21 protein-coding genes are annotated in these 26,252 nt (G+C 64.9%); 6 read left to right on the top strand and 15 right to left on the bottom strand.

Annotation, left to right across the window (positions count from 1 at the left end; all coding sequences use genetic code 11):
• Positions 1-34 precede the first annotated feature (34 nt).
• The 4 genes from Q0996_RS25415 to Q0996_RS25400 all read left to right on the top strand — a co-directional run bounded on the left by Q0996_RS25415 (position 35) and on the right by Q0996_RS25400 (position 4,096).
• Complete coding sequence (locus tag Q0996_RS25415; RefSeq protein WP_299627022.1) at positions 35-1,066, top strand: transporter substrate-binding domain-containing protein; 1,032 nt, start codon at positions 35-37, stop codon at positions 1,064-1,066.
• Between the two features lie 69 nt (positions 1,067-1,135).
• Entirely contained in the window at positions 1,136-2,281 is a 1,146-nt protein-coding gene (locus tag Q0996_RS25410; protein WP_299627019.1) for an ABC transporter permease subunit, read from the top strand.
• 2 nt (positions 2,282-2,283) lie between these two features.
• Positions 2,284-3,363, top strand: a complete 1,080-nt coding sequence (locus tag Q0996_RS25405; protein ID WP_299627016.1) for an amino acid ABC transporter permease — start codon at positions 2,284-2,286, stop codon at positions 3,361-3,363.
• Positions 3,356-4,096 carry an amino acid ABC transporter ATP-binding protein gene (locus Q0996_RS25400; protein ID WP_299627013.1) on the top strand — a complete coding sequence of 247 codons (741 nt, stop codon included), beginning with the start codon at positions 3,356-3,358 and terminating at the stop codon, positions 4,094-4,096. The genes Q0996_RS25405 and Q0996_RS25400 overlap by 8 nt, the downstream gene beginning before the upstream one ends.
• Before the next feature lie 74 nt (positions 4,097-4,170).
• On the opposite strand, the gene Q0996_RS25395 is transcribed toward Q0996_RS25400, so the two are convergent.
• The 4 genes from Q0996_RS25395 to Q0996_RS25380 all read right to left on the bottom strand — a co-directional run bounded on the left by Q0996_RS25395 (position 4,171) and on the right by Q0996_RS25380 (position 7,972).
• Positions 4,171-4,497, bottom strand: coding sequence for a zinc ribbon domain-containing protein (locus Q0996_RS25395; protein ID WP_299627010.1), 327 nt, complete (start codon positions 4,495-4,497; stop codon positions 4,171-4,173).
• 92 nt (positions 4,498-4,589) lie between these two features.
• Positions 4,590-5,129, bottom strand: coding sequence for an AmiS/UreI family transporter (locus tag Q0996_RS25390; RefSeq protein WP_299627007.1), 540 nt, complete (start codon positions 5,127-5,129; stop codon positions 4,590-4,592).
• Between the two features lie 166 nt (positions 5,130-5,295).
• The gene (gene fmdA, locus Q0996_RS25385; RefSeq protein ID WP_299627004.1) at positions 5,296-6,534 is read right to left on the bottom strand and encodes a formamidase; all 1,239 of its coding nucleotides are present in this window, start codon (positions 6,532-6,534) and stop codon (positions 5,296-5,298) included.
• Between the two features lie 280 nt (positions 6,535-6,814).
• A complete protein-coding gene (locus Q0996_RS25380) occupies positions 6,815-7,972 on the bottom strand; it encodes a helix-turn-helix transcriptional regulator (protein WP_299627001.1) in 1,158 nt (385 codons plus the stop codon).
• 328 nt (positions 7,973-8,300) lie between these two features.
• On the opposite strand from Q0996_RS25380, the gene Q0996_RS25375 reads away from it, so the two are divergent.
• Complete coding sequence (locus Q0996_RS25375; protein WP_299626998.1) at positions 8,301-9,038, top strand: response regulator; 738 nt, start codon at positions 8,301-8,303, stop codon at positions 9,036-9,038.
• A 22-nt stretch (positions 9,039-9,060) separates the two neighbouring features.
• On the opposite strand, the gene Q0996_RS25370 is transcribed toward Q0996_RS25375, so the two are convergent.
• Positions 9,061-11,532 (bottom strand): response regulator, encoded by a 2,472-nt coding sequence (locus Q0996_RS25370; protein ID WP_299626995.1) that lies wholly within the window; start codon positions 11,530-11,532, stop codon positions 9,061-9,063.
• A 49-nt stretch (positions 11,533-11,581) separates the two neighbouring features.
• Positions 11,582-14,431 carry an ATP-binding protein gene (locus Q0996_RS25365; RefSeq protein ID WP_299626992.1) on the bottom strand — a complete coding sequence of 950 codons (2,850 nt, stop codon included), beginning with the start codon at positions 14,429-14,431 and terminating at the stop codon, positions 11,582-11,584.
• 314 nt (positions 14,432-14,745) lie between these two features.
• Here Q0996_RS25365 and katG point away from each other — a divergent pair, with 314 nt between their 5' ends.
• Entirely contained in the window at positions 14,746-16,920 is a 2,175-nt protein-coding gene (gene katG / locus Q0996_RS25360) for a catalase/peroxidase HPI (protein ID WP_299626989.1), read from the top strand.
• Between the two features lie 120 nt (positions 16,921-17,040).
• On the opposite strand, the gene Q0996_RS25355 is transcribed toward katG, so the two are convergent.
• From Q0996_RS25355 to Q0996_RS25315, 9 genes are all read right to left on the bottom strand, one after another.
• On the bottom strand, positions 17,041-18,153 hold the full coding sequence (locus Q0996_RS25355) for an ABC transporter ATP-binding protein (RefSeq protein ID WP_299626986.1): 1,113 nt from the start codon (positions 18,151-18,153) through the stop codon (positions 17,041-17,043).
• A 1-nt stretch (position 18,154) separates the two neighbouring features.
• Positions 18,155-18,940: an ABC transporter permease gene (locus Q0996_RS25350; RefSeq protein ID WP_299626983.1), complete on the bottom strand. Its 786-nt coding sequence runs from the start codon at positions 18,938-18,940 to the stop codon at positions 18,155-18,157.
• Positions 18,941-18,953: 13 nt separating this feature from the next.
• Positions 18,954-19,940, bottom strand: coding sequence for an ABC transporter permease (locus Q0996_RS25345; RefSeq protein ID WP_299626980.1), 987 nt, complete (start codon positions 19,938-19,940; stop codon positions 18,954-18,956).
• A gap of 81 nt (positions 19,941-20,021) precedes the next feature.
• Complete coding sequence (locus tag Q0996_RS25340; RefSeq protein WP_299626977.1) at positions 20,022-21,128, bottom strand: PotD/PotF family extracellular solute-binding protein; 1,107 nt, start codon at positions 21,126-21,128, stop codon at positions 20,022-20,024.
• A 58-nt stretch (positions 21,129-21,186) separates the two neighbouring features.
• Positions 21,187-22,338, bottom strand: coding sequence for an NAD/NADP octopine/nopaline dehydrogenase family protein (locus Q0996_RS25335; RefSeq protein WP_299626974.1), 1,152 nt, complete (start codon positions 22,336-22,338; stop codon positions 21,187-21,189).
• On the bottom strand, positions 22,338-22,928 hold the full coding sequence (locus tag Q0996_RS25330; protein ID WP_299626971.1) for a peroxidase-related enzyme: 591 nt from the start codon (positions 22,926-22,928) through the stop codon (positions 22,338-22,340). Before Q0996_RS25330 ends, Q0996_RS25335 begins: the two co-directional genes overlap by 1 nt.
• Complete coding sequence (locus Q0996_RS25325) at positions 22,925-23,437, bottom strand: hypothetical protein (RefSeq protein ID WP_322096810.1); 513 nt, start codon at positions 23,435-23,437, stop codon at positions 22,925-22,927. Before Q0996_RS25325 ends, Q0996_RS25330 begins: the two co-directional genes overlap by 4 nt.
• A gap of 2 nt (positions 23,438-23,439) precedes the next feature.
• Positions 23,440-24,924: an FAD-dependent oxidoreductase gene (locus Q0996_RS25320; RefSeq protein ID WP_299626968.1), complete on the bottom strand. Its 1,485-nt coding sequence runs from the start codon at positions 24,922-24,924 to the stop codon at positions 23,440-23,442.
• Between the two features lie 558 nt (positions 24,925-25,482).
• A complete protein-coding gene (locus Q0996_RS25315) occupies positions 25,483-26,124 on the bottom strand; it encodes an NAD(P)-dependent oxidoreductase (RefSeq protein WP_299626965.1) in 642 nt (213 codons plus the stop codon).
• Between the last annotated feature and the right edge of the window lie 128 nt (positions 26,125-26,252).

The following is a 26,252-nucleotide window of genomic DNA, read 5'->3' as shown; positions in this document are numbered from 1 at the left end:
GAAAAATCCCAGAACAGAGAGGAGACAAGAGATGATGAAGAGGTTTACATCGGCCCTGGCGGGGGCCGCCCTGGCCGCCGCCGTTTCCGCCCCGGTGCTGGCGGCATCCGGCGAAACGGTGAAGACCATCCAGGACCGGGACAGCCTGCTCTGCACCGGCCACAACGGCAGCTATCTGGGCTTCGCCGAGGTCGACGACAAGGGCAAGTGGACCGGATTCGACATCGAATTCTGCAAGGCGCTGGCGACCGCCATTCTCGGCTCGCCGGACAAGCTTCAGATCATTCCCGTCAGTTGGGCACAGCGCTTCCCGGCCCTGCAGTCCGGCGACATCGACGTCATCATCAAGGTGACGGGATGGACCATGGGGCGGGACACCGAACTCGGCCTGCAGTTCGCCCGGCCCTATTTCATCGGTCCGACCAACATCCTGACGCGCGCGGAACTCGGCGCGACGAGCGCGGCCGACCTGGAGGGCGGCGTCTTCTGCATCAATGCCGGCACCTCCATCGAACGCATCGTCGCCGATTACATGGGGGCGAAGGGTATCAGCTACGAGGCGCTGAACTTCGAGAAGGCCGAGGAGCTGCGCTCTGCGCTCTACGCGGGCCGCTGCGATGCGCTGGCCGGTTTCGGGCCGTTCCTGGCGGCCACCCGGTTCAACGCGCCGAACCCGGACGACTTCGTGATCCTGGACGAGGTGCTCGCGCTGGAACCGGAAGGCATCGCCGCCCGCCAGGGCGACGACAACTTCATCGATGTCATCAACTGGATGGTCTCCGCCCTTCTGATGGCCGAAGAACATGGGATCACCCAGGCCAATGTCGACGAGATGCGGGCCAATCCGCCGTCGTCGTCCATCGGCCGGCTGCTGGGTGCGACACCGGGCATCGGCGACCGTCTGGGCCTCTCCAACGACTGGGCCTACAACATGATCAAGGCGGTCGGCAACTATGGAGAGATTTATGACCGCACGGTCGGCGAAGGCTCGCCGTACAAGCTGCCGCGCGGCCTAAACAATCTCTGGAGCAAGGGCGGTCTCCACTACACGCTGGTCCTCGACTGACCACAACCTGTCCCGGCCGGTCGCCCTCCCGGACCGGCCGGGCGCCTTCCTCTTGCGGGGGTTTCGGCGATGAAGACGATCCTGAAAAACAGTCGAACGCGAAACAGGTTCATCCAGGGCACGGTTCTGGTCGTGACCCTTGGGATCCTCCTGACCTTCGTGCTGACGACGCGCCACAACCTCCTCGAACAGGGCATCGCGACCGGGTTCGGATTCCTCGAGAGATCCACCGGCTGGCCGATCAACTTCTCGCTCTTCGAGGTCACGGCCAACAGCCCCTATGCCGACATCCTGCTGGCGGGGCTGCTGAATACCCTGCTGGTCGGCGTTCTCGGGATCTCGCTGGCCACGGTCATCGGCGTGATCGTCGGGCTGATGCGAATCTCCGACAACTTCGTGCTCAACCTGGTCGGCACGACCTTCGTCGAGGTGTTCCGCAACGTCCCGCTCATTCTGCAGGTTTTCGTCTGGTACGCGGTGCTGACGCATCTGCCCTCGCCACGCCAGGCGATCTCGGTCTTCGACGTCGGCTACATCTCGAACCGGGGGCTGATCGTGCCCTCCCTCGACATGTCCGCGCTGGACATCATTCTGTTCTTCATCGGCCTCGGCCTTGCCGGTTATGCGATCGCGGCCGCTGGTAAGACGAACGAGACCCTGAAGCGTCATGCCTGGTCGGCCTTCGGGGCGGTCTGCATCGTCTTGTTCCTGATCCTGCTCTTCAGCGGGCGGAGCGCCGATGCCCCGCTCGTCAACATCCCCGAGCTTCGCGGCCTGCGCTTTGTCGGCGGCATCGCCATCAAGCCGGAGTTCACGGCCCTCTTGTTCTCCATCGCCGTCTTCGGTGGTGCCTATGTGGGCGAGATCGTGCGCGGCGGTTTCCTCTCCGTCGACAAAGGCAAGATCGAAGCGGCCCGCGGCCTGGGGATGACCGCCTTCATGGTCAACCGCTTCGTGCGCATTCCGCTGGCCGTTCGTGCGATTCTGCCGGCCCTGACCAACCAGTTCATCTGGCTGATGAAGGCGACGACCCTGGGCATCGCGATCGGCTATCCCGACTACTTCATGATCGTTTCCACCTCGATCAACCAGAGTGGTCAGACCATCGAGTTGATCGCGCTGCTGATGGCCGGCTTCCTGCTCATCAACTATGTGCTCGGGTTCACCATGAACTGGATCAACAAGCGATTGGCCCTGAAGGGTCAGGCGAGCTAGCCATGGAAGCCGCACTTCGTCCGCCTGTGGTCGACACCACCGCCTTCGGCTGGGCACGCCGCCGCCTGTTCGCGACGCCTGTCGATACCATCGTCACCCTCTGCTTCGGCGCGGTCGTCGTCTGGGTCGCCCTGCGCATCGTCGACTGGACCCTGATCAGCGCGCTCTGGTCCCTGGAGGACGGGCAGACCTGCCGCGACGCCGCGGGCGCCTGTTGGGCGGTCATCGAGGCCAGGGGCCGCTTGATTCTGTTCGGCCTTTATCCCTACGAGGAGCACTGGCGTTCGACCCTCGCCTGCCTTGCCATCGTCGCGACCATGGCGCTCTCCTGCGTTCCCTGGTTCTGGAGCCTGAAGCGCCTGCCGGCGCTGTGGATCGGCGGTTTCGTCACCTTCGTCGTATTGATGCACGGCGGCGTCTTCGGCCTCTCGGTGGTCACCACGGAGCAGTGGGGCGGGCTCTCGCTGACGGTTTTCATCTTCTGCTCGGTGGCGGTGATCGGCATGCCGATGTCCATCGGCCTGGCCCTGGCCCGCCGCTCGAAGCTGCCGGTCGTGCGCCACGTGACGAGCGTCTTCATCGACCTCTTCCGCTCCGTGCCCTTGCTGACGATCCTCTTTACCGCCGCCGTCGTCATCCCGTTGACGGTCCCGGATTGGGCGCAGGGCGACAAGCTGGGCCGCGTCATCTTCGCATTTGCCATCTTCTTCGCCTGCTATCAGGCGGAGATCATCCGTTCGGGCATGCAGGCGATCCCGCCGGGCCAGGAAGAAGCCGCCGCCGCCCTGGGCATGAAGTACTGGAGCCGCGTGTTCGACATTCTGCTGCCGCAGGCGTTTCGCAACTCCCTGCCGGCGACCATCAATCAGTTCGTCATCACCTTCAAGGAAACCTCCATCGTCACGATCATCGGCTTCTTCGAGATCATGGCCTCGGCCAACGCGGCGGTCGGGACCGGCGAATGGGGCGCGCAGTATGTCGAGGTCTATTTCTTCGTCGGCGCCGTCTACTTCCTCTTCGTATTCGGCCTGTCCCGCTACGGCGCCTATCTGGAGAAACGCGCGAGGTTGACCCATGCCTGATCCGGTCATCCAACTCATCGGTGTGACGAAGTCCTTCGGTCCGATTCAGGTCCTCAGGGGCATCGATCTCAAGGTCGGACTGGGCGAGAAGGTCGTCATCTGCGGACAGTCGGGGTCTGGCAAGTCGACGACCATCCGCTGCATCAACCGGCTAGAGGCCCACGACGGCGGCCGGATCATCGTCGACGGGGTCGAACTGACCGACGATCTCGATGCCCTCGACGAAATCCGCCGCGAGGTCGGCATGGTGTTCCAGCGGTTCAACCTCTTCCCGCACCTGACCGTCCGGGAAAACTGCGCCCTGCCGCAGATCCGCGTCCGCGGAACGTCGCGCGCCGATGCCGAGGCGAACGCCATGGCCCAGCTCGACCGCATGCGCATCGCCGACCAGGCGGCCAAGCATCCGGACGAGCTCTCGGGCGGGCAGCAGCAGCGGGTCGCCATTGCGCGGGCGCTGTGCATGGAACCCAAGATCATGTTGTTCGACGAACCCACCTCCGCGCTCGACCCGGAGATGATCGGCGAGGTCCTGGACTGCATGGTCGGCCTGGCGCGAGGCGGCATGACCATGGTCTGCGTCACCCACGAGATGGGCTTCGCCCGCAGCGTGGCGGACCGCGTCGTCTTCATGGGCGACGGCATGATCCTGGAGGCGGCGACGCCGGACGACTTCTTCGAGCGGCCCCAGGCGCAGGAAACGAAAGACTTCCTGTCGAAGATCATGGCGCACTAGCCGGCAAGCTCGTGCCCGCTGGTCCTTAAACGGCGGATCCGAAGGGCTGTTCCGCCGAGGCTATTGCCGATCCATCAATGGCCGATCATCCAGGGGCGGCCCGACGAACCATGGGCGTGGCCGTGGCCATGCCCGTGATGGTGGTGGTCATGCCCAGACCGTTTCCGGCCTATGGCCTGTTGCTCTGCCTTGGACATAAACCTCGGCTCGTGTGCCGACTTCTCGTTGCGCTCGTGGGCGATGCGATTGTGCCGCGGCATCATGGCCAGATTCGGCGCCGAAACGGCGCGCGGCGCCAGATCGCCGCAGTCAGGACAGACGCTCGGCTCGCTGGCCTCGCTCATGCTGCGCCAGTCGTCGAACTCGCCGCACTGCGCGCAGTCGTAATTGTACAAAGGCATGTAAGACGTCTCCTCGTTGACCGTCCATTGTCTGGCCGTCGCGCGCGGGATCGTGGCCGTCGTCATGCCCCCGCGGGTCTAGGGCCGTGACCTCAGGCTCCACCCTCCGCGAGCGGGCCGATCCAGCCGTTCAGCAGCATGAATCCCGGTATCCAGCCGGTGTAGATACCCTGTAGGGCGCAGAACGCCCCGGTGAACTGGGTGAGGTTTTCCTTGTTGAGCGCAAGCAGCGCCCAAAACAGCAGCCAGAGAACCGCCCAGGAGGCCCAGCACAGCGTGAACCACCAGTCCCACAGGCTGACCGCGCCGCCCAGCGAGACCAGGGTGATCGGGATCACCGTGATGCCGACAAAAAAGCAGAACCATCCCAGACCGCGGCCGTCGGCCCCGTTCCACCTGTTCCACGCGACCCAGAAGTAGGTGAACGTAAACAGCAGAGTATAGGCCGCAGCCCGTATCGAGCCTGCATCGGCCCCCGGCCCAAAGGCCAGGAACAGTGCGGCAATCAGGGTCAGGCCGCCGACGAAGACATTGATGACCGTAATCTCCCGGTCGCCGATGCGCCCCATGACCCACAGGCCGTTACAGAACAGAACGGCGCCGACGTAGAGCAACACCATGCCCAGCAACATGTTCTTGTCCTCCCTTTCCCAACCGGCGTTTGCTCGTTCACCGTCGGGCTCGTGCCACGCCTCGTTTGGCGGGCGTGGCCGGCCCAATGATCGCGGCTACGAAACCTGCCCCGCCGGCTGCCGAAAGATGGTGGCGCGGTTGGCCCGCGCCCCCACGACTTTCAGCTCAACTGGTAGCGGCCACGTCGACGCCGGAGATCGCCTTCGTCGGCCCGTTGGCGTTGGGCCGAATATCGAAGTCGAAGATCCCGGTCGGAATGGCGACGGTGCAGCACGCGTTTGGAATGTCCACGATCCCGCTGATCCGCCCTTCGACCGGGGCGGTGCCTAGGATCATGTAGGCCTGCTGACCCGAGTATCCGAACTTCTTCAAGTACTCGACGGCGTTCAGGCAGGCGCGGCGATAGGCCACGGTGGCGTCCAGGTATTTTTGTTCGCCGGTGTGCTCGTCGACGCAAACACCTTCGAAGATCAGATAGTCGTCGTAGTGTGGCTCGATGGGGCTCGGCCTGAAGATAGGGTTGGTGATGCCGTACTTCGAGACACCATCCTTGATGATGTCGATACCGATGTCGATCCAACCGGCCATCTCGATGGCGCCGCAGAAGGTGATCTCGCCGTCACCCTGCGACCAATGGATGTCGCCCATCGAGAGGCCACCGCCCTTCTGGTAGACGGGGAAGTAGACCTTCGACCCGCGCGACAGGTTCTTGATGTCGCAGTTGCCGCCGTGCTCGCGGCCGGGAACGGTCCGCGCCCCTTCCTGGCCGGCCTTCTCGGCCGCGGCCCCGGTGAGTTGGCCCATGAGGGCCGTGTCGGTGCCGGCAAGCCCGTCCGGAAGCGTGCACAATGGGGGCACCCGGTCCGGATCGGTGTCGAACAGCGCGGCCTCGCGCTTGGTCCAGGTGGCCAGCAGCTCCTCGGACGGCAGGGTGCCGATCAGGCCGGGATGAATCATGCCGGGGAAGCGGACGCCGGGAATGTGACGCGAGGAGGCGTAGACACCACTGAAGTCCCAGCAGGCCTTCTTCGCCTCTGGGAAGTGCCTGTCGAGAAAGCCGCCGCCGTTCTCCAGCGCGAATATGCCGGTGAAGCCCCACTGCGAATCTTCCAGCCAGCCGATGTCGTTGATGTCGACAACCAGAAGATCGCCGGGCTCCGCGCCCTCGCACCCGAACGGGCCGCTGAGGTAGTGCACCTTGGTCAGATCGACGTCGCGAATGTCGTTGGCGGAATCGTCGTTCTTGATCTGGCCGCCGGTCCAGTCGTAGCACTCGACGCGGAACTCGTCGCCGGGCTTGAAGTTCTCGACGATGGGTATGTCGTGATGCCAGCGATTGTGTGTTTTGATGTCCTGCTCTTCCGGCCACTTGTTCATATCGGCTCGGAACACGGTCTTCGCCATGGCAAGGCCTCCCTTTCTCGGTCGGTGATTGTGGTGTGCCGCTCTCTCCTGTCTTGAGCCGCCAAGTGCAGGGTGGCTGCCGGGCCACGTCACCACTGGTGGCGATCAAGCATCGAAGTGACAGGTTACGGACAATCGCAGAGGGCTGGCCTCACCCCTGGGGGTGAGGCGCATGGCGAGTCCGGACGCGCCACGGCCGAAGGACGCCACCGATTACAAACGGATTACAATTGTTGGGAGAGCTCGGCGCCCATCGGGTCGGGAACGCGGACCCGGCGGCTCAAAACACCGAAAAGCGCCCGAGCAAACGGACCAGGTCGGCCTGACGGTTTGTTCCCACCTTGGAATAGATGTTGCGCATGTGCGTTCGCGCGGTGTTCTTGGTGATGCCGAGTTTGTGTCCCGCATCGAAGAGGCCGTGGCCGTCGGTAAGCAAGCAGACCAGGCGCGCCTCGGCGTTGGTGAGCTTGTACGCACGGGCGAAGTCCGTGAGTCCCTCGCCGCTGTCCACAAGCGGATCCTTGATGACCAACGCGACGGCCGGGGCTTGAATCTGATCGTCGTGATGCCCCGATCCGTTTACGCGATACATCACACAGATGAGCGGCAAACGTTCCGGCCCCCTGGAAATGATGAAATGCTCTCCTGAAGTCGGGTCCCTGCCATTTGGCGCGGCACCTGCCGTATCGGCGATGAGTTGCCGCAGATCCGCGGTGTTCTTGGAGGAGGCCGTGGCGATGACGCCCTCGGTTCTCAACCGAAGACCGTCCCCGCAGGCGAACATGTCGTTTGCCACGCGGTTACAAAAATTCACGCGTCCCGTGTGGTCAACCACAATAAATGCGACCGGCAGGTGATCGATGATCTCGGCGAGGCTCTCGTGCGCGTGCCGATCGCGCACGACCTCGTCGCGAACTTTCATCGTTCGCTTCAAGTGCGGCAGGAGCCGCGACAGCGCGACCCTTTCCTCGCGGCCGAAGTGGGCGGCATGGGCCGGACGCATGAAGCTGATGACGGTCGCCTCCGCACCCTCGCAGGAGATGACGCCACATAGATGGTGCAACAGGGCCTGCGGTTGCAGATACCTCTTGTAGAACTCGGTCTGCTTTAACTCCCGTTCCGACAAGACATCCTCGCAGGCGATAACCGCGCCTTCCTCATACAATGCGGCCGACGTCATCCACGGGTCCAACGCAGACAGCCCATCGTTATAGGCATCATAGTATTTGGTTTGAATGTTGAACCTGTGCCGCAGCGCGCCATCGCCGGCGGCGAGGTCATGGGTCATGAAGCTGCCCGCCGAGGCGTCCAAGGCGTGGCCCAGCTTGGGAAGGACGTTGCACCACGCACATTCGTCCATGACCGCGAGCGCGGTGTCATAGAGGGCGTCGATGAGCTGCCCAAGGTCACTATTGGTGCTGCCGTTGACGTGTCCCATCGCCGTATCCCCAGACCTGCCTGCCCTCACCGCCTTCTGAAAGCAGCCCTTTTCTCGATTGCCAGTTCCGCACAGCCACACGTGCGGACACGGAAAACCGCTCTTGTTGGACGGGTGGGCTCGTCCCCACGGCGGATGATAGCGACGCCATGTAAGGGCTTTGCGTGCCGGAGAAGCCAATTTGTAAAGTTTTGTAACCAGCTCGAATTCTGGTTCCGAGCGTGGTTCAATTCGGTCAATGATTGATCCAAAGACTGCGAATGCCCGTTCTCGAGCAATCCGAGAGTTGCGTATAGACGGTCAACCAATCGAGCTCCCGAGGGCCAACGTGAGCCAGGCCGATGAGTCGCCGCGCGTTCTGGTCGTGGACGACGACCCACGCATCTGCCGACTATTGACGCGCTTCCTGACCGCTGAAGGATTTTTGGTGGACTCGGCGCCGAACGGCCGCGCCATGTGGCGGGCGCTGAAGGCAAAGCCAATCGATCTGGTGATTCTCGATTTGCGGCTTCCGGGCGGCGAGGATGGGCTCACCCTGGCGCGGCGCCTGCGGGCGGAGTCGAACGTTTCGCTCATCATCCTGACGGGCAAAAGCGAAAGCGTGGACAAGGTTGTGGGGCTGGAACTCGGCGCCGACGATTACATCACCAAGCCCTTCGACCGGCGTGAGCTGCTCGCCCGCATACGCAGCGTTCTGCGCCGCTCGGCCGCGCGGGAGCCGGACGCAGCAGTCGGCGCGGGTTCTCCCTCGATCCTGCGCTTTGCGGGATGGACCATGGATCTCGCGCAGCGCGACCTCGTGTCGCCCGATGGCGAAGAGGTCGAGCTGACCAGCTATGAGTTCGAGCTGCTCGCCGCCTTGGCGCAGCGGCCGGCGCGGGTGCTGTCCCGGGATCAGATTCTCGAGCTCATTGCCAACCGCTATTGGCAGCCCTACGACCGGAGCATCGACGTTCTGATCGGCAAGCTGCGGCGCAAGCTCGACGACGACCCGCGGAACCCGCGGCTCATCAAGACGGTCCGGGGCACCGGGTACATGTTCACGGCAGCGTTGCAGTCGGATTGATCCGGACCACCGGCTGATCTGCTTATGCTTCGCCGGCTTGGAGCGTGCGCCGAACCGCGCCGGCAAGGTCCTTCATCACGAACGGCTTGTTGACCAGCGGAATCGCGCCATCCGGGTCGTTGATCGAACGGGCGGCGCTGCGCGCGTAGCCGGAGCTATAGAGGACTTTCAGCTTCGGACAGCGGGCCCGCGCCTCCCGGGCAAGCTGCTCCCCGCCGATTCCTCCCGGCAGCATAATGTCCGTGAACAGCAGATCCACATCGACCAGATCGTCCAGAAGCGACAATGCGGCTACGCCGTCGCGCGCCTCGAACACCACGTAGCCGAGCCGGGTGAGGAGCCTTCGGGCCAGCTTGCGGACGTCGGTCTGGTCCTCGACCAGGAGGATGCGCTCGCCCTTGCCGTTCGCCTCGGACATCCATTGCGCATCGGTTTCAACTTCGACCGCACCTTTGGTTGCCCTGGGCAGATAGAGTCTGACGGCGGTGCCGCTGCCGAGCTTGCTCGAGATCTCCAGATGGCCGCCGGACTGCTTGGCGAAGCCGTAGACCATGCTGAGCCCCAGCCCGCTGCCCTGGCCGACCTCCTTGGTGGTGAAGAACGGCTGTATGGCGCGCTCCGCCACCTCCGGTGACATGCCGGTCCCGCTATCCTTAACTGCGATCAGGACATAGTCACCGGTGTCGACCGCTGCATGCCGGTCGGTGTAACCGTGGTCTAGCGTGACATTTCTCGACACGATCGTGAGCTCCCCGCCGTCCGGCATGGCGTCCCGGGCATTGATGGCGAGATTGAGGAGGCTCGTCTCCAGCTGGTTCCTGTCGACGTCTATGGGCCACAGTCCGTCGGGCAGGGCAATTTCGATCTGGATGTTCTCGCCCAGCGTCCGCTCCAGCATTCTGGACATGCCTGTGACCAGCTTGCCCGCGACCGTCGGTTGCGGGCGCAGCGTCTGCCGTCTCCCGAATGCGAGCAGCCGGTGCGTCAGTTCCGCGCCACTGCGTGCCGCAGCCTGGGCATCCTCGGCAATCTCGGACAAGTCCGTATCCGCAACGTCATCCTGGATCAGGTCCAGGTTGCCCGAAATGACCGCCAACAGATTGTTGAAGTCGTGCGCAATTCCGCCCGTGAGCTGGCCCAGGGCCTCCATTTTTTGTGCCTGACGCAGCTGCTCTTCCGCGCGCCTGCGATCGGTCAGGTCGGTCGCGATCGTGCCGATGCCTACGGGCTGCCCATGCGCGCCCGGCACCGGGAACTTCGTAACCAGCACCGAATGCACGGAGCCGTCGGCGAAGGGAATCTCGATCTCCTCTTCGACGACCTTGCCGCTGCTGAGCGCCTCCTGGTATCGCGCCGCATAGATGGCGGCGACCTCGTCCGGAAAAAGGTCCTGGGAAGTTTTGCCGAGCGCCTCCTCAGGCCCGTATCCGTGCCATTCCTCGAAGCGTCTGTTGACGACGACGAAGCGGCCCTCCAGATCCTTCAGCGAGATCAGCGAGGGTGAGTTGTCGATGACTTCGCGCAGGCGCTCCTCGCTCCAAAGCAGCTGCTCGTGCGCCTGGACGAGCCTGATCGCCTCGCTGGCGAGTGACACGAGGATCAGGCCGAACTCGCGGTCCTGCTGCGTGAAGGTCTTGTCTTCGGCCGCCTGCACGGTCAAGACGCCAACCGGGGCCTGCCTCGCGCCGGTGATCGGAAAGGTCAGCAATGCCCCACGCGTCGCCGTCGGCCAGCCCGCGGGCAAGGCTTGGGCGGCAGCCCCGGGACCGAGCGAGAAAACTGGCCGCCGCGAGGTGAGCACCTGCTGGAAAGGGTCGTCCGGCGGAAGAGGAAGGGCAATCGTCTCACGGTGCCCGGAATCAAGCTCGTGCTTACAGACGAGGTTGTCGCCTTCCTTCAGATAGACGGCGCCCTTGCGCGCGTCCATGTTCGCCGCCACCTGCTCGAGCACGGCGGCACAGAGTTGACGCAGCGTTGTGCAGGCGGACAGCGCCGGCATGCTGCCGACGACCATGCGCAGGCGGGCGTTGAGTTCCTCCAGTTCCCGGTTGCGGCGACGCAGGGCTGCCTCGGCTTCCTCGCGGCCGCGAGCGAGCGACATTCTCTCGAAACAACGCTCCAGCGTGGCGATCAGGGTCTCGGGGTAGAACGGCTTGCAGAGGTAGTCGTAGGCGCCCTTCTGCAGCGCCTCGATCGCACTGTCCGCCGATGCGAACGCGGTCATGAGGATGCAGGTGACCTCGGGACTGCGCCCGCGAAAGTCCGAAACGAGACTGAGGCCGCTCTGTTCTCCCATACGGATGTCGATCAGTGCGACCTCGGCGGGGTAGTCGTCCAGCGCCTGCTGGGCAGCGGTGATGCTGTAAGCCTGCTTCGCCTCGTAGCCTTCCAGCCTGAGGAAATGGCAGAGGCTGTCGGCGAAGTCATGGTCGTCATCGACGACCAGGACGCGACGGATCAAGTCCACCCCCGTGGTGTGTACTTGGTCATTCATCCTGATCGGCGCCCAATTGTGATTGGCATGGCCTTAACATCGTCCGCTCTCATGATCTCAAGATCTTCGATGTGCGCTCCGCCGCCGTGCCCTCGGGCGCGAGCGGCAGCCAGAGCATGACGGTCGTTCCATTGCCCCATTGGCTTTGCACATCGATGCCGCCACCGTGCTCTTCCATGATGCGTTTGACCAACGGCAGCCCGAGCCCGACACCGAACGCCTTGGTACTGAACAGGGGCTTGAAGATCCGGTCCTTCGAGTCGGGACGGATACCGCAGCCGTCGTCCGAGATCTGAAGCTCGAAGCGTTCCCCGTTGGCCCGTGTCGCGACGGTCAACGCTCCATTGGGCGGCCCCGTGTCGTCGCGCAGTGCGATGGCGTGATGCGCGTTCTGCAGCAGGTTCACCAGCACCTGACGGAACTTCTCGCTGTCTATGACCACGGTCGCGTTCGAGCGGAGTTCGGTACGCAGCTCTATGGAGTCCGGGAGCTCCTGTTCCTCCAATTCAGACGCGATCCAGCGGTCGATAGGGACCGGGCGGACGTGAACGCTCTGGTCGCGTGAGAACTCGAGCAGGTCTTCGATAATCCGCACGCAACGCTTGATGTTGCGTTGCATGCGGTCCAGTTCGTCCCGTACCGGCGGCTCCGACCGGTCGAGGTACTTGTGCAGCACGGAGACCGACGAGACCAGCGTACCAAGGGGGTTGCGCAGCTCGTGGCTGACCGTTGCGGTGAGCTGGCCGATGGTCGCCAGGCGTTCGCTTTGCATCAGTTCCTGCCGGGTCTCGGAGAGCTTTTCCAAGGAGCTGACAAGATCGCGCTCGGCCAGCTCGCGGCTTTCGTGCGACAGCACAATCCACCAGGCACCGATACAGATCAGAACCAGGCTGGCGACGTAGAGCCGCAGCAGCAGCCGCGCGTTGTCCGCCTGGGCGAAGGTTCCATCGAGTTCGATCATCCGGTAGGCCAAGAGGAAGACGGCGGCCGTCACCACGGCGAGCGCAAGAAAGACCCCGAGGAACTTGGCCAGCCGTTGCGCCAGATGTGGCTGGATCATGCGCCGGAAATGCGCGCCGCCGGGGCTCGCGACGGCCGCGACGCGCACGTGCTCCGGTTGTTTGCAGACGTCGTGACAGTGGGCGTCGAGGCTGCAGCACAGCGAACAGATGGCACCCTGATAGAAGGGACAATAGGCCATGTCCTGGGGCTCGTAGGTATACGCGCAGATCGAGCAGCGGACCATGTGTTGCCCCTTGAGCCGGCGCGGCAGGGAGTCCTCCCGGGCGATGTAATACTTGCCCCGGGTTACGACACCGATGGCGATCGCCACGACGAAGGCGGTGGCCAGCGACAGCCCCGCAGAGTAGGCCTCGGCCACCTCCCCAAAGACGCCGCCGTAGGCCGGGACCGAGACCAGGGAGGCGATGGCCATGGCACCGCAGCCCACCGGGTTGACGTTATAGAGGTGTGCGCGCTTGAACTCGACATAGGACGGGCTAATGCCCAGCGGCTTCAGAACCGTGAGGTCGGCGAAGATCGCGCCAATCCATGCGATCGCCAGGTTGGAATAGACGGCGAGCACGGTCTCCAGGGTCTCGAAGATGCCGAGGAGCATCAAGAGAAGCGAGATGAGGATGTTGAACACGAGCCAGACGACGCGCCCGGGGTGGAAGTGGGTCACCCGCGAGTAGAAGTTGGACCACGCGAGCGAGCCCGCGTAGGCATTGGTCACGTTGATCTTGACCTGCGAGATGAGCACGAAAACGGTTGCGGCGGTGAGGACGATCCAAGGGTCGCTGCTCACGTATCCATAGGCCTGGATGTACATGTGGATGGGCTCGACCGCATCGTCGAAGGCGAGGCCGCTGCTTACGGCGAGTACGGCCAGGAGGCTGCCGGCCAGGATCTTGAGCCCGCCGATCACGATCCACCCCGGGCCTGCCGAGATGACCGCGGCCCACCAACTGAGTCTGTTTTTCTGCGTCTTGTCGGGCAGGAAACGAAGGTAGTCGACCTGTTCACCGATCTGCACGACCAGCGAGAACAGGACCCCGGTCGCCGCGCCGAAGTAAAGGTAATTGAACCCGGACTCGCTGCCGCGGGCGCCGGCGAAGGCGATCCAGTCGGACAGGACCTCGGGTTCCTTGTGAAAGATGAACACGAACGGCGCGATCAGCATGATGACCCAGATCGGCTGGGTAACCAGTTGCAGCCTGCTGATCAGGGTGACGCCGAGAAACGTGATCGGAATGATGACGAGCGAGGACAGGATGTACCCGAGAACGATGTGAAGACCGAAATAGATTTCCAAGGCCTGCGCCATGATCGCCGCCTCGAGAGCGAAGAATATGAACGTGAAGCAGGCGTAGATGAGCGACGTGATGGTCGAGCCGATGTAGCCGAAGCCCGCACCGCGCGTCAGCAGGTCCATGTCGATGTTGTATTTGCTCGAGTAGTAGGCGATGGGCAGACTGGTGATGAAGACGAGGGTGCAGACGACGAGGATTGCGGGAAGCGCATTGCTGAACCCATAGCTCAGCGTGATCGCGCCGCCGATCGCCTCGAGGGCCAGGAAGGAGATGCCGCCCAGGGCGGTGTTGGTTATGACGAAGGGCCGCCATTTTCGGAACGCGGTCGCGGCGTAGCGAAGGGAGTAGTCCTCCATGGTCTCGTTGGCGACCCAGGCCTGGTACGAGCGTCTTGCCTTGATCGTCTCAGAGGACATGTCCGAAGCCTCCCTCGCGGTGCGGCGCCCGGGCCCGAAGGTTTGCGAGGCTCGACTGTCGCGTTTGCCGGGTCGCATCGCGCTCAGGTGGATCAACCGATCCCGCAGCGCCCGGTCTTGTCCGCTTATCTGGCGGCAAACAGGATTGCACATACCGGCTTGGCGTGTCATCCGCGCCCGCCATGGTGTGCAGCCCAATCGCTGGGCAATCTGCGCCCGCGCAGCCAGCCGCCTTCTCCCGCGTGAACGGGAGGTACGAATTCCTAAACGTTTGCTTGGTGTCCGTGGTCGGTTGTCCAGCCTCTCCTTCGGACTGCGCGTTCATGGGGGCGTTCCCCGGCCCCAATGGCAAGCGACCGATGCCGGCGCCCAGCGAAGGCTCCGAAGGGGCAAAGAGCCATAATTGCCCCTTGTTAGAACGATTCTAAATCTTATATATTTAGAACTATTCTAATTCCAAGGCTCACGACGACCGGAGACAAGACATGGACGGCGGCAGCAAATGCCCGGTGACCGGCCGGGTTCACATTTCCAATCGGGACTGGTGGCCGAGCCAGCTCAATCTGAAGATCCTTCACCAGAACTCGCCCCTGTCCGATCCCATGGACAAGGCCTTCAATTACGCCGAGGCGTTCAAAACCCTCGATCTGGATGCCCTGCGCCAGGACATCTTCACGCTGATGAAGACCTCCCAGGACTGGTGGCCGGCGGACTACGGCCACTACGGCCCGCTGTTCATCCGTATGGCCTGGCACAGCGCCGGCACCTACCGCACCGCCGACGGCCGCGGCGGCGGCTCCTCCGGCACCCAGCGCTTCGCGCCCCTCAACAGCTGGCCCGACAACGCGAACCTCGACAAGGCGCGCATGCTGCTCTGGCCGATCAAGCAGAAGTACGGCAACAAGATCTCCTGGGCCGACCTGATGATCTTCGCCGGCAACTGCGCCCTGGAATCCATGGGCTTCAAGACCTTTGGCTTCGCCGGCGGACGCGAGGACGTCTGGGAGCCCGAGGAGGACATCTACTGGGGCTCCGAGAACACCTGGCTGGGCGACCAGCGCTACAGCGGCGAGCGCGACCTCGAGCGTCCCCTGGCCGCGGTCCAGATGGGGCTGATCTACGTGAACCCGGAGGGCCCCAACGGCAATCCGGACCCCGTCGCCTCGGGCCGCGACATCCGCGAGACCTTCGCGCGCATGGCGATGAACGACGAGGAGACGGTGGCGCTGGTGGCCGGCGGGCACACCTTCGGGAAGTGTCACGGCGCCGGCGACGCAGGCCTCGTCGGTCCCGAGCCGGAAGGCGCGGCCATCGAAGAGCAGAGCCTCGGTTGGAAGAGCAGCTACGGCAGCGGCAAGGGCGTCGATGCCATCACCAGCGGCATCGAGGGTGCCTGGACCACCGATCCCGTGAAGTGGGACAACGGCTATTTCGATGCCCTCTTCGGCTATGACTGGGAGCTGACCAAGAGCCCCGCCGGCGCCCAGCAGTGGACCCCGAAAAACGGCGGCGGCGCGGGCAGCGTGCCCGACGCCCACGATCCCGCCCGGCGGCACGCGCCGATGATGACCACGGCGGACATGGCCATGCGGATGGACCCCATCTACGAGCCGATCTCGCGGCGTTTCCACGAGAACCCCGAGGAGTTCGCGGATGCCTTCGCGCGGGCCTGGTTCAAGCTGACCCACCGTGACATGGGCCCCCGCGCGCGCTATCTCGGCAAGGAGGTCCCCTCAGAGGTGCTGATCTGGCAGGACCCGGTTCCCGACGTCACCCATCATCTGATCGACGCGCAGGACATTGCGGCCCTCAAGGGCCAGATCCTCGCATCGGGGCTTTCCGTTTCCCAGCTTGTCTCCACTGCCTGGGCCTCGGCGGCGACCTTCCGCGGCTCCGACAAGCGTGGCGGCGCCAACGGCGCGCGCATTCGCCTGGCGCCGCAAAAGGACTGGGAGGTGAACCAGCCCGCCCAGTTGGCGTCGGTGCAGGAGACCCTGGAAGGCATCCAGAAGGCCTTCAACGACGCGCAGGCCAACGGCAAGAGGGTCTCCCTCGCCGACGTGATCGTCCTCGGCGGTTGCGCCGCCGTGGAGCAGGCGGCGAAGAACGCCGGAGAGGATGTCACCGTGCCCTTCACCCCGGGGCGCACGGACGCCTCCCAGGAGCAGACCGACGTGGAGTCCGTCGCCGTCCTCGAACCGGCCGCCGACGGCTTCCGCAACTACCTTAAGACCGCCTACAGCGTGGCGGCCGAGGCCCTGCTGGTGGACCGGGCGCAGTTGCTGACCCTGACGGCACCGGAGATGACGGTGCTCGTGGGGGGGTTGCGCGTTCTGGGCGCCAACGTCGGGCAGTCCAAGCACGGCGTCTTCACCGAGCGGCCGGAGAGTCTCACCAACGACTTCTTCGTGAACCTGCTGGACATGGGCACGACCTGGAAGGCGGCCTCGGATGCCGATGACGTCTTCGAGGGGCGCGACCGTGCCACCGGCGAGGTGAAGTGGACCGGCACCCGTGTCGACCTCATCTTCGGTTCGAACTCCCAGCTTCGCGCTCTGGCGGAAGTCTATGGATGCGAGGACTCGCAAGCAGCCTTCGTGGCCGACTTCGTGGCGGCCTGGGGCAAGGTGATGAACCTCGACCGTTTCGATCTGGCGTGATCTCCAGGGGACGGCCCTCGATCAAGACATCTGAGGGTCGTCCCCAAGGATCGCGAAGGCGATCGATGCCTTAAGACTTCAGGGCGGGCCGCTTCGGTCCGCCCTTTACTTGTGTCTGCCTCAGTCCCGCAGCACCGAGAGGCGGGAAGAGTCCCAGGAGACCCAGAGCTGGTCCTGGGCGATGCCTTCGGCTTCGCCGGCGTCCATGTAGGCGCGCACCACCGCGCCGTCCTCTTCGCCGATGCGGATGTCGAGGGTGGTGCGGCTGCCCTTGAAGATCCGGCTCACCACCCGCCCGGCCAGCGCGCGGCCGTTCGCCGGCTTGGCCGCATGGCAGACCACGCTTTCCAGCCGCAGCGCGGCGGTGACGCTGGCGCCGCTGTCCGGCATCGGCCCCTGCACGGTGCCGTGCAGGTCGACGCCGTTCCAATCGATCACCAGGCTGCCGTTATCGCCGCCCCGGGCGATGCCTTCGATCAGGTTGGTCTCGCCGATGAACTCGGCGACGAAGCGGCTTTGCGGGTGGAAGTAGAGCTCTTCCGGCGTGCCGTCCTGCTCCACCCGGCCGTTGTTCATCACCACGATGCGGTCCGACATGGTGAGCGCCTCTTCCTGGTCGTGGGTGACGAAGAAGAAGGTCTTGCCGGTGCGCTTCTGGATCTGTTTCAGCTCGACCTGCACCTGGCCGCGCAGCTTGGCGTCGAGCGCGCCCAGCGGTTCGTCCAGCAGCAGCAGCTTGGGGTCCGGCGCCAGGGCGCGGGCCAGGGCGACGCGCTGGCGCTGGCCGCCGGAGAGCTGGTCGGGCATGCGGTCCTTCAGGCCGGTGAGCTGCAGGAAGTCCAGCAGCGCGTCGGTCTGCTCGACGATCTCCGCCTTCGAGCGCCCCTTCAGCTCCAGGCCGAAGGCTATGTTGCGGGCGACGCTCATGTGGGGGAAGAGCGCGTAGTCCTGGAACACCATGTTGACGTCGCGGCGGTTGGGCGGCCGCGCCGTCACGTCCTCGCCGTCGATGACCACGCGGCCCTCGTCGGGGGTCTCGAATCCGCCGAGGATGCGCAGGGTGGTGGATTTGCCGCAGCCCGAAGGCCCCAGGAAGGTTATGAACTCGCCGGCCCGGATGCGCATGTCCAGGTCGTCGATGGCGGTGACGGCGCCGAAGCGCTTGGTGATGCGCTCCAGGTGGACGATGGTCTCGCCGGCTGTCACTTCGGTCTTGGCCGCGGCCTCGGTCATCTCAGGATCCCCTGTTCAGCCGCCGCATGGAGCGCTCGGCCCAGAGGCCGAGCACCGCGGTCAGCACCAGCACGACGGCTGAAATCGCGTTGATTTCTGGCGACATGCCGCTGCGCAGCATGGCGAAGATCAGCACCGGCAGGGTCGGTTCGTAGCTGCCCAGGAAGAAGGAGCGCACGAAGTCGTCGAAGCTCAGCAGCATGCAGAAGATACCGGCCCCCACCAGCGCCGGGATCAGATAGGGCAGAGTGACGCGGAAGAAGGCGACGATTGAGTCGGCCCCCAGGTCGCGCGCCGCCTCGATATGGCTCGGCGGCAGGGTCGCGAGCCGCGCCATCACCACCAGGGCGACAAAGGGCACGTTGTGCACCGTGTGGCCCAGGATGATGGCCAGCATGCCCGGCTCGATGTCGAGGGCGCGGGCATAGATCCGCAGGGAGATGGCGGAGATGATGCCGGGGATCACCGCCGGCAGGCAGGTCAGCGCGAAGACGATCAGCTTGCCGCGGAAGCGGTTGGGGCCGAGGAAGCAGGCGACCCAGGTGCCGATGGCCAGCGACAGGGCGGTGCTGGCGATGGCAATGGTCATGGAATAGGCGAAGACGCTCAGCACCTCGGCGTCCTGAAAGATGCCGGTGTACCACTCCAAGGTCCAGCCGCGGATCGGAAAGCCGATGAACTTGGAATCCTTGAAGCCCATCATGACCATGAGCACCAGGGGCACGAAGAGGTAGACGATGAAGGCCCAGTAGATCACCGACATCAGGATGCGGGTATGGCGGGTCATCGGATCCGTTCCCCTAGCGCAGCATACCGGGGCCGCTGCGCCCCATGAGCTTCAGGAAGATCGCCGCCGCCGAGAGGGTGGTGATCAGCATGATCGAGGCGAAGGCGGCGCCCACCGGCCACTGGTCGCCGGCGACGTAGAAAAAGCCGGCGATGGTCTCCGAGAAGACCGTGGTGCTGGGGCCGCCCAGCAGCACCGGCGTGGCGTAGTAGCCGGTGGAGATCAGGAACACCAGGGTACAGCCGGAGGCGATACCTTCTTTGGAGAGCGGCAGGGTCACCCGCCGGAAGCGCGTCCAGGAGCCGGCGCCCAGATCGGCGGCGGCCTCCAGATAGTTGTTGGGGATCTTCTCCAGAGCCGAATAGAGCGGCAGCAGCATGTAGAGCGAGGTCAGGTAGATGATGCCGACGCTGAGCGAGAAGCTGGTGTACATGAAGGGGATCGGCCGGTCGACGAGGCCGAGAGACTTGAGGATCAGGTTCACCGCGCCGTTGTTGCCCAACAGGATCATGATGGCGTAGGTGCGCACGATCTCCCCCACCCAGAAGGGGATCAGCAGGATCAGCAGAAACAGAAGCTGGCGGTTGCGGCGCACGTGCTTGGCCAGGAAATAGGCCACCGGATAGGTGATCACCAGGGTCGAGACCGTCAGCACCAGAGCAAAGCCCAGGGTGCGGAAGTAGGGCATGACGAAGATGGCTTCCTCGAAGAACTTCGTCCAGTTCGCCAGCGTGAGCTCCGGCGTCTGGCCGACGCTGGGCGGATAGGCGTCGAGGAAGCTGATCCAGAACATCCGGAGGATCGGCCCGAGATGGGCGAAGAAGACCCAGAACAGCGGGAAGCTGGCGAGCAGCCAGAACTGCCGGCGCTGGGTCTTGAAGAGAACCGCGCTGAGCGCCTGGTAGACCTCGCTGGTCAGCAGCCGCCCCCAGAGGCTGCGCCCACCGCCGGCGGTTCCGGCCGCGCCCACGCCGGCAAGCTTCGGTTCGCTCTGCGTCATTGAGGCCTTTTCTTCGAACGAGACGGCGGGACCGGGACGGGGCGCCCGCGCAGGTGCCCCGCCCCGTCACATGTCCAGGCCTCAGGCGGCCTTGATCTGCTCGACCGCCGGATCGATCAGCTCGTACTTCATCTTGTTGGCCTCGGCGCGGAAGAAGCGCAGTCCCGCCAGCTCCTCCTCGGTGAAGGAGGCGGCCTTCTTCTCCAGATCGTTCAGATGGGCATCGGCCCCCTGGAAGGTGGAGATGAAGCCGGAGGCTTTGGTCATCTCCGCGCCGACCTGCGAGGAGGCCAGCAGGGCGTCCAGCAGCTTGTAGGCGTTGTCCGCGTTGGGCGCGTTGTTGGCGACATTCAGGGTATAGACGAAGCCGTAGGAGCCCTCCTTCGGGATGGTCATCCGCACCGGGAATCCGTCCATGATCAGCTTGGAGATCGGGCCGCTCCAGGCGTGGGCCAACACGATGTCCTGGTTGATGAACATCTGCTGCACTTCCGCGCCGGACTCGTAGAACTTGCGCACCTTGCCCTTGTGGGAAATCAGGAAGTCGCGCACCTCCTCGACGATGGCGGCGGCCTGGGCCGGATTGTCCATGTACTCGATCATGTTGCCGTCATAGCCCTTGGCCAGGATCATCACCGACATCATGTCCTGAATAATGTAGGCGGTGCGCCCGGCATACTTGTCGGAGAACATGATGTCCCAGGAACGGGCCTCATCCGGCGTCACCTCGTCGCTGTTGTAGGCCATGATCTCGGCGCCGGAGAGAATGGGGGCGCCCCACTTGTTGCCCTTGACGGTGGCCCAGTCGCTCTCCGAGTAGACCGGATTGATGGTGCCCCAGTTCTTCAGGCGGCCGGTGTCCATGGGCGCCAGCAGTTCGGAATCGATGAACTGCAGGAAGCGGTGGCCGGCCACGGTGACGACGTCGGCCGTCGGGTTTGGGGCCTCGGCGGCCAGCAGGTTGAACTGCTTGCCCTGGTCGTCGACGAGGCGGATGCGCACCTCGATGCCGGTTTCCTTTTCGAACTCCTTCTTGAAGTCGTCCGGGATGAAGTTGGCATAGGTCCAGACGTTGACCGCTCCGGCCGCCCGCGCGTTGGTCCGCAGCACTGCCGGGGCGGCGAGCACCGTCGCTCCCGCGGCGGCGCCCTTCAACAAGCGGCGCCTGTTTGTCGTGAACTTGGTCATCTCTTTTCCCCTCTTTTTTGGTTGCCACAGATTGCCGAACTCTAAGGTCTCACGCGGGTCACCCCGCGCGTTCCGGCCGGACCTGCGGCCGCTCTTGCGTCGGCCTTTGCCCGCCGGTGGGATAGCCGTCCCGGGCGAGCCGCTTGAGCTCATCCAGGGACAGCGCATCGAGCGCCAGCGCCTCCAGAAGCTGGTTCTCGGAAAAGAAGTCGCGCCCGTAGAGCGCGGAAAAGATCTCGACCCCGGCGCGGTGCAGCGGCGCCGGACGGCCGGCCAGCTCGCCCAGCTTCACCGTCATCAGCAGGCCGTAGGGCGCGTCTTCGGTGACATAGCGGCTGTCGGCGGTGGCCGGGCCGGTCCCGCCGCGCCCCTGGCGGTGCATCTCCTGGTTCATGGCCGAGACGCTGTCCTGCGGGACGTGAAAGGAAAGGTGGAAGTGTTCGAAGATGGTGCGCACCGAAAGGCCGAGGGCCTTGCAGATCGCCAGGCGCTCGCGGTCCAGCGCCTCCAGCAGGCGCCCGACGTTCGGCGTCACGTTCAGCCCCTGGTCCCAGGCCTCGCCGCGCTCCATGCGGGTCATGTTGCAGAGCGCGATGCCCATGTGGTTCTGCGGGTTGAGGTTGCTGAGGGTGATGGCGAGCAGGCCGTCGCGCTCGACGAAACGGTCGCCGAACAGCGCCCGGCAGCAGGCCAGGCCCTGGGCGCTCATGGACTCCGGCAGGGTGCAGATGTCGACCTTGCTGCGGATCGTGTTCACCTGCGCCTCCACCGGGCTCGGCTGGCGCCCGGAGGTGATGGTGGTGCCCCAGGCGACGATGGGCAGCACCAGCCCGCGCTCCGCCAGACGTCGTGAGAGATACAGTGCGCCGAGAGAGGCGTGAGAGGAGATCAGCACCGTCTGTCCGGCGCGCAGGTGCGGCGCGATGGCGTCGAAGACCGCCTTGTGGCCGTAACCCGGCAGAGCGACCAGGATGACATCGGCGCCTTCCACCAGATCGGCGGCGGAGCCGGCGATGCGGGGATGGAAGCGGCCTTCGACGGCGCCGCTGGCCACCAGCGGCTCGCCCGCGGCCAGGCGCTTGGTGCGCGCGCCCGACGGCGACCAGAGGCTCGCTTTGTGCCCTGCGTCTTCGAGAAAGGCCGCCGCCCCATAGGCGATGGCCCCGGCCCCGGCGATCCCGACGGAGAGGCTCTGGTCCGGCCCGGCCATCACGCTTCCTCCGCTTGCCTGGCGACAGGGTCGCCCAGCAGGTGCATCAGGCGGTTGGCCCAGCCGAAGAGGGCGGCGGAAAGCACAAGGTCGAGAATTTCCTCGTCGTTCAAACCCGCGTCGCGCAGGGCCTGCATGTCGGCTTCCGTCGCTTCGCTCGGAGTCTTGGAGAGCTTCACCGCGAAGTCGTAGATCGCCGCTTCGCGGGACGGCAGCGTTGCGGCCTCACCCTGGGCGAAGACCTCGCGCATGTGGTCTTCGGTCTTGGTGAGCTGGTTGTAGCGGCTGGCGTGCACCGCGGCGCAGTAGATGCAGCGGTTGACCACGGAGGCGCCGACGGCGCCCAACTCCCGCCCGCTGCGGCCCAGACCGCCGCGGTTGTACATGATGGCGTTGAACAGCGGGGTGCGGGCCTTCAGGGTCTCGACGTCGTTGGCCAGCACCAGCACGTAGTCTGACACCTTGGTGTTGGAAGGCGTCACCTTCAGCGCATCAAGCTGGTCGGGCGTTGCTTCCGCCAGGTCGATGGGCCGGACGCGGGGCCGCCAGAGCGGCACCTCGACGGTGAAGTCGTGGAGCGTCTCGCTCATGCCGTCGCCTGCATCAGCTTCAGCCCGGCGACGACGCGGAACTGGTAGGCCAGGAAGGCAGTCAGCTCCGCCAGGCGGACGATGTCGGCATCGCCGATGCCGGCGGCTTTCAAGGCCGCGATGTCCGCCTCGGTGGCGTCCTTGGGCGCAAGGGAGGCGAGGTCGGTGTAGGCGGCGAAGGCGGCCAGGCGCCGATCCGCGAAGTCCTTGGTGGCGGGCTCGGCCAGCGCCGCGACGTCGCCTTCCGCGCCTGCCTCGGCCATCAGCGACGCATAGTGGGCGGCGAGAGAGGCCTCGCCGTGCAGCCGCGCGGCCCGTACCGCCAGGGCGGCGCGCAGGGCGTGGGAGAGCCCGCCGGGCTCCGCCGGCGTGAGCGCGGCGTCGTGCGCCTTCTGGGTCATGGCCAGGATATCGGCACGGCCGCTGAGGGCGGCCTGCACCGGGCTGTCGGCGGGAATGCCAGCCTCGCGCAGCACCACGTCGTCGTCGTTGAGCGTGTCGGCTTCCATGATCAGCCTCCCGCCTCGCTGAGCGGCGCCACGGCCTCGGCCTCGATCTCGCTCGCCGTCCATTCATCGCCCAGCAGTTCCGGCTTGCTGTAGTCGATCATGCCCTGGAAGTAGGCGGCCACGTCTTCGCGGTAAAGGGTTGCCGCCATCTCGCGGGCAAGCCAGGAGGCGCCCTCGCTGATCCCCGGGATGTCGCCGCTCACCTTGCCGAGGCTGGCCGAGGCGCCGTAGTTGAAGCAGTAGATGTGCTTCAGCCAGGGCGCCGCGCCGGGATCGCGCTCGCGGAAGGTGAAGTCGCGGTTGAGGTAGGGGAAGTTCGCCAGGTCTTCGCTCTGCTCGTTGGCCGGCGGCGTGTAGCGGTCGCGCCAGAGTTCGATCTTGTCGGCGTAGCCATCCAGTTCCGTACGCGCCAGGGGATCGGTGGTGAAGCCGGTGGCGAGGATCATGTAATCGCAGGCGAGCCGCACGCCGTCCACGGTGTCGATGACCAACTCGTCGCTGCAGAGCTGCATCCCGGCGATGCCCTTGCCGAAGTGGAAATAGACGTTGTCGTTGCGGCTCGCCCGCAGGGTCGAGCCGCGCGGCGCCGGCGTCTGAGTGGCGAAGGAATACTGCATGAAACGCCAGCGCCATTCGTCCGGCAGGTCGGCGTAACCGGCCGTGAAGCCAAAGGAGCCGATGCCCATCATCTTGTTGATGGTCGGCATCTCCCGGCGGCGGATCAGATGGCGCACCTCCTTCGCGCCATGCTCCGCGGCTTCGGCGGCGTTCTCCACCGCCGAGGCGCCGGCGCCGATCACCACCACCCGCTTGTCTTTCAGGGCGGCGAAGTCGATGTCCTCGGAGGTGTGGGCCCAGTGGCTGCGCGGCAGGTCACGGGCGAAGCCGGGGATCTGCGGGTGGCCGGTGCCCTCGCGCCCCGTGGCCATGATGCACTTGCGGGCGAACAGGACCGGTTCTTTGGCACCGGTCAGTTCGAGGCGCAGGTAGTCGCCCTCCGGAAGGATGCGCTTCACCGCGATCCCGTTCTCCACCGGAATCTCCAGCACCTTGCGGTACCATTTCAGATAATCCATCCACATGGGCCGGGGGATCTTGTCGAGGGCGTCCCAGGCCGCTTCGCCAAACTGCGCCGTGAACCAGGCGCGGAAGGTGAGGGCGCCGTAGCCATAGGCCGGGCCGGTGAGCTGCTTGGGCGAGCGCAGGGTTTCCATGCGGGCATAGGTCATCCAGGGGCCTTCCAGCCCCTCCGGGCTGCGGTCGAGGATACGGATGTTGCGCATGCCCCCATTGGTCAGCGCGAACCAGAGGAGCTGGCCGCACATGCCGCCGCCGATGATGACGGCGTCCAGCACCCTTTGTCCTTCGTGGTGGTGCGGCAGCACCCAGTTCTCGGCCGGCCGGCAGAGGTTTTCCTGATCCTCGCGCAGCCGCGCTTCGAGCGCGGCCAAAGCGCTGGCGTCCGAGTCCCCTGTATCTCTTTGCAATCCCCTCTCCCCAAATTGCGGACGGCGACCCCCATAACCGTCCCCGGCTGCTTGTCTGCTTTATGGACCTGCCCCGCCTCTCAGGCTGACCCCGGCGCGCTTTGCGACAGCGAGCACGCCGGTTGCGATGAAGAAAAAACTCCTGGCGACGTCCGACCGGCCTCGGTCGGGCTTTGCGGAATCAAGAACATCGCGGTCCATCGTTCGAGCCTACCATTATATGCATCGGGACTCCCGCAGAGTCGAATGGCCGGCTGCAAACGATCGATCCTTGCAGCATCGCACATTTTCGCCCGGGAGTGTCAGGGTAAGGTGCTGTTGGAATGAGATATTTTCCGGCACGGCACAGCGGTTCGACGGGCACTTCGGCCTTTCGTCGAACCCTCCGGAGTTCCCGCAGCCATACGTTGTCGAAGCCGTCGCCGGCGCCAAAACGACTAATCAAGTGGTGTAGGAACTTGGACTAGTTGGTGCCGGCTCGGCGAGGGAACGGTTTGTGTTTCTTGATCGTGCCGTTCCCTCGTCGAAATGAACTGGCAGAGCACTCCAGATCGGATGTCAGGATGCGACGGTGAACCTGGCGCGGTGGTGTCTGGGGCGTTCGGCCTCGTCCAGCAATGCCACTGCGAGATCCTCCATGGAAATCGCCGAGCGGCCCTCGTCATCGATCAGCAGTTCGTTCGAGCCGAGGCAGTAGCGGCCGGTCCGCGTGCCCGGTTCCAAAAGCGCCGGCGGGCTGAGATAGGCCCAGTCGATCGCGGTCGCGGCGCGGCAGGCCTCGAGCTGTTCCGTGCAGGCCTGGGCGATGGGCCGCCATGCCGGCGGCACGAAGCGCGGATCGTCGACCACAAGGGTGCCATTGCCATCGGGAACGCTCAGGCTGCCGGCGCCGCCGACCACCAGCAGCCGCGCATCGCTCTCGGCGAGCCCGGTCAGCAGGGACTCGGTGGTTTCGACGAGATCCTTTTCGTTGCCGGGGGCCGGACGGGTCGCGGTGATCACCACGTCCTGACCGGCGGTCAGGGCGGCCACCTCCGCCGCCTTGGCGGCATCACCGATCCGGGGTTTTGCTCCCTCGGGGATCTCATCGACCCGCGCCGGGTTGCGGACCACGGCGGTGACTTCGTGACCGCGGGCAAGCGCTTCGGTCACCACTCTGCGGCCGACGTTTCCGGTTGCTCCAAAGACCAGGATTCGCATGGCTCCAACTCCTTCTCGGGGGTGCGGTTCGCTCCAGGTGGGCAGGTGTCCGCTGTCCGGTGGTCGTTCCGCCTTCGGCGTTCCTGGCCCAAGCCATAGATAGCGGCTTGATCTTCGGTTTATAATGC

It is taken from the genome of Pelagibius sp. (assembly GCF_028289705.1).
Lineage (GTDB): Bacteria > Pseudomonadota > Alphaproteobacteria > Kiloniellales > Kiloniellaceae > Pelagibius.
The sequence above is the reverse complement of the archived record's forward strand: the minus strand, read 5'-3'. Positions and strand labels throughout refer to the sequence as shown.

Bases quoted from the DNA above. Each gene is read 5' to 3' on its own strand.
- Q0996_RS25350 (WP_299626983.1), bottom strand. From the start codon at position 18,940: ATGACCCGCCATACCCGCATCCTGATGTCGGTGATCTACTGGGCCTTC.
- Q0996_RS25330 (WP_299626971.1), bottom strand. From the start codon at position 22,928: ATGAGCGAGACGCTCCACGACTTCACCGTCGAGGTGCCGCTCTGGCGG.
- katG (WP_299626989.1), top strand. From the start codon at position 14,746: ATGGACGGCGGCAGCAAATGCCCGGTGACCGGCCGGGTTCACATTTCC.
- Q0996_RS25365 (WP_299626992.1), bottom strand. From the start codon at position 14,431: ATGACACGCCAAGCCGGTATGTGCAATCCTGTTTGCCGCCAGATAAGC.
- Q0996_RS25345 (WP_299626980.1), bottom strand. From the start codon at position 19,940: ATGACGCAGAGCGAACCGAAGCTTGCCGGCGTGGGCGCGGCCGGAACC.
- Q0996_RS25405 (WP_299627016.1), top strand. From the start codon at position 2,284: ATGGAAGCCGCACTTCGTCCGCCTGTGGTCGACACCACCGCCTTCGGC.
- fmdA (WP_299627004.1), bottom strand. From the start codon at position 6,534: ATGGCGAAGACCGTGTTCCGAGCCGATATGAACAAGTGGCCGGAAGAG.
- Q0996_RS25355 (WP_299626986.1), bottom strand. From the start codon at position 18,153: ATGACCGAGGCCGCGGCCAAGACCGAAGTGACAGCCGGCGAGACCATC.
- Q0996_RS25335 (WP_299626974.1), bottom strand. From the start codon at position 22,338: ATGGCCGGGCCGGACCAGAGCCTCTCCGTCGGGATCGCCGGGGCCGGG.
- Q0996_RS25370 (WP_299626995.1), bottom strand. From the start codon at position 11,532: ATGAATGACCAAGTACACACCACGGGGGTGGACTTGATCCGTCGCGTC.
- Q0996_RS25315 (WP_299626965.1), bottom strand. From the start codon at position 26,124: ATGCGAATCCTGGTCTTTGGAGCAACCGGAAACGTCGGCCGCAGAGTG.
- Q0996_RS25400 (WP_299627013.1), top strand. From the start codon at position 3,356: ATGCCTGATCCGGTCATCCAACTCATCGGTGTGACGAAGTCCTTCGGT.
- Q0996_RS25325 (WP_322096810.1), bottom strand. From the start codon at position 23,437: ATGGAAGCCGACACGCTCAACGACGACGACGTGGTGCTGCGCGAGGCT.
- Q0996_RS25395 (WP_299627010.1), bottom strand. From the start codon at position 4,497: ATGCCTTTGTACAATTACGACTGCGCGCAGTGCGGCGAGTTCGACGAC.
- Q0996_RS25415 (WP_299627022.1), top strand. From the start codon at position 35: ATGAAGAGGTTTACATCGGCCCTGGCGGGGGCCGCCCTGGCCGCCGCC.
- Q0996_RS25340 (WP_299626977.1), bottom strand. From the start codon at position 21,128: ATGACCAAGTTCACGACAAACAGGCGCCGCTTGTTGAAGGGCGCCGCC.
- Q0996_RS25380 (WP_299627001.1), bottom strand. From the start codon at position 7,972: ATGGGACACGTCAACGGCAGCACCAATAGTGACCTTGGGCAGCTCATC.
- Q0996_RS25410 (WP_299627019.1), top strand. From the start codon at position 1,136: ATGAAGACGATCCTGAAAAACAGTCGAACGCGAAACAGGTTCATCCAG.
- Q0996_RS25390 (WP_299627007.1), bottom strand. From the start codon at position 5,129: ATGTTGCTGGGCATGGTGTTGCTCTACGTCGGCGCCGTTCTGTTCTGT.